4 protein-coding genes are annotated in these 2,157 nt (G+C 68.0%); all 4 read right to left on the reverse strand.

Annotated features, from left to right (window positions below):
• Positions 1 to 397: flavoprotein (locus tag FKP22_RS28040; RefSeq protein WP_310733386.1), on the reverse strand; the 397-nt coding region annotated here is incomplete at its 3' end.
• A gap of 15 nt (positions 398 to 412) precedes the next feature.
• Positions 413 to 1,171: a UPF0149 family protein gene (locus FKP22_RS28045; protein ID WP_141291336.1), complete on the reverse strand. Its 759-nt coding sequence runs from the start codon at positions 1,169 to 1,171 to the stop codon at positions 413 to 415.
• A 57-nt stretch (positions 1,172 to 1,228) separates the two neighbouring features.
• On the reverse strand, positions 1,229 to 1,816 hold the full coding sequence (locus tag FKP22_RS28050; protein WP_141291334.1) for a GNAT family N-acetyltransferase: 588 nt from the start codon (positions 1,814 to 1,816) through the stop codon (positions 1,229 to 1,231).
• Positions 1,817 to 1,892: 76 nt separating this feature from the next.
• The gene (locus FKP22_RS32940; RefSeq protein ID WP_170201140.1) at positions 1,893 to 2,057 is read right to left on the reverse strand and encodes a hypothetical protein; all 165 of its coding nucleotides are present in this window, start codon (positions 2,055 to 2,057) and stop codon (positions 1,893 to 1,895) included.
• Positions 2,058 to 2,157 lie beyond the last annotated feature (100 nt).

A 2,157-nucleotide genomic window follows, 5' to 3' on the forward strand; every position in this document is an offset into this window, starting at 1 on the left:
TGCCCTGCACCAGCTTGGCGATGAAGTCCGCGCTGGCCGGCGCGATCAGCACGGCGTCCGCGCCTTCAGGAACCGCAGGGCCGCCCCAAGGTTCCTGATCCCCCTCGGGGGGCGGGCTGGGCGCAGCCCGGCCCTGGGGGCGCTCACGAGTCAAATTGATGTGCGCCATGTTGTTGCCTGGCCGCGCGTCCCACTGCGAGGTGTAGACCGGCCGGTTCGACAGCGCCTGCATCGTCACTGCGGTGATGAAGGCCTCAGCCGCCTCGGTCATCACCACCTGCACCGTGGCACCGGCCTTGACCAGCGAACGGGTCAATTCCGCGGCCTTGTAGCAGGCCACGCCACCTGACAGGCCGAGCACGATGTGCTTGCCCGCGAGGTCCTGTCTTTCAGCCATGCCGCACCTCGGCCATCACTGGACTTGCGCGCCGTGGCACTTCTTGAACTTCTTGCCGCTGCCGCAAGGGCACGGGTCGTTGCGGCCCGGCAGTTCGCCCACGCGGCGCTGCGGCGGCTTCGGCGCGTGGTCCAGCCAGTACAGGCGCATGTCCTGCGCGGCATACAGCGCCTCGTGGATCAGTTCGTCGCGCGTCAGCTCCTCGCCTTCGTAGAGCTCCTCGAAGACTTCCTTCAGCTCTTCCGGGTCCAGCGTCAGCGAAACCACGCGCAGCATGCATTCGTCGAACAGCTGGCCCTCCTCGGTTTCCAGGTCGGCCTCGGGCCAGTCCTGCGGAAAGTCGCGTGTCGCGTCGATGAAGCCGATGGCCCAGACCTCGCCGGTCTGCTCCAGCAGGTGCAGCTCGTCTTCCTTGACATGGCCGTCAGCCACCAGCTGGGCCTTGTCCTCGTCGCTGAGCTCGATCATCAGCGGCGCCAGGCGCAGCACGTCCGGATCTTCGAGGATCTGCTCCGGGTCCAGCTGGTTGGCCAGCACGTCCCAGCGGGCCTGGATGACCTCCTGGGCGGCCTCCACGTCGGCCGGGTCGGCAAAGGTGCGGGTGAAAACGCCTTCGCCGAACACCGGCAGCCAGTCCAGCAGCGTCAGCCGCCGCGGGCCTGCCGCCAGCGCGCTCATGTAGCCGTCTAGCCACTCCAGCGAGATGCTGTCCTCGAAGCCCGCCATGCGCTGGCACAGCGCATCCAGCGCTTCGATCTCTTGTTCGGTACTCATGCGGGGCGCAGCCAAGGCGGGACCTCTCTCGTCAACGGAATCGGGGCCGGCAGTGTCTCATGCCAGACGTGGCCAGTGGGGCGGGCTGGGATGCAGCCGCGCCATGCTCAGGGTGTCCACGTACTGGCCATCGCGCAAGGCATAGGCGCGCAGCAGGCCTTCGGTCTCGAAACCGAACTTGCGATAGAGCGCGATCGCGGCCGCGTTATCGGCAAACACCGTCAGCTCCAGGCGCAGCACGCCGGCCCAGTCGTCGGCATGCCGGCACAGCGCGGCCATCAGCGCGCTGCCGATGCCGCGGCCATGCCACTGCCGCGCCACGGTGATGCCCAGGCTCATCGCATGCCGCCGCCGCACAGCCCAGGACGCGGCGTGCAGGCCTGCGCTGCCCACCAGCTCGCCGTCCACCAGGGCGACCAGATGGATGTCGGTGCTGCCAGGCTTGAGCTGCTGGTCCTCCAGGCGCTTGCGCCAGAAGGCTTCGTCCGGATACGGCACCTGCAGCACATTCGCGAAGACCTCGGGCGTTTCCATCATGCGAACGAAGGCGGGCGCATCGTCAGGGTGGGCCCGGCGCAGCGTGCAGGCCGCAGTGGCGTTGGCGGTGGGCGGGGCGTCTGGCAAGGTCGGTGCAGCGAAGCTCATGCAGGTCTCCGGTGGGAGCTTCCAAAAAGCAACAGGCCCGCGGGTGGCGGGCCTGTTGAGCGAAATTCAGCGGTGTTCAGTGGTTTCGCAGGGCCCGGGGGTGTGGTGGCAGCAGCAGGTGCATGACGGCATGCAGCTGCGCCATGAACACGACGACGACCGCCTGCGCGAACGACTGCATCGCACGCGGCGGGCGGGCGATGGCGAACGTGGCGACGAAGGTCGAAACCGGGTTGGGCATGGGCTCAGTTTGCGGGCAGAGCCGCCAAACGGTCAAGCGCTGGCATGCGGCTCGTTGTGCAAGTCCTGCAACGGCCCCAGCGGCAGCAGGCACAGCAGCG

It is taken from the genome of Ideonella azotifigens (genome assembly GCF_006519715.1).
Lineage (GTDB): Bacteria > Pseudomonadota > Gammaproteobacteria > Burkholderiales > Burkholderiaceae_C > Ideonella > Ideonella azotifigens.

Coding starts and splice junctions, on each gene's coding strand:
- FKP22_RS28045 (WP_141291336.1), bottom strand. CDS start 1,171: ATGAGTACCGAACAAGAGATCGAAGCGCTGGATGCGCTGTGCCAGCGC.
- FKP22_RS28050 (WP_141291334.1), bottom strand. CDS start 1,816: ATGAGCTTCGCTGCACCGACCTTGCCAGACGCCCCGCCCACCGCCAAC.
- FKP22_RS32940 (WP_170201140.1), bottom strand. CDS start 2,057: ATGCCCAACCCGGTTTCGACCTTCGTCGCCACGTTCGCCATCGCCCGC.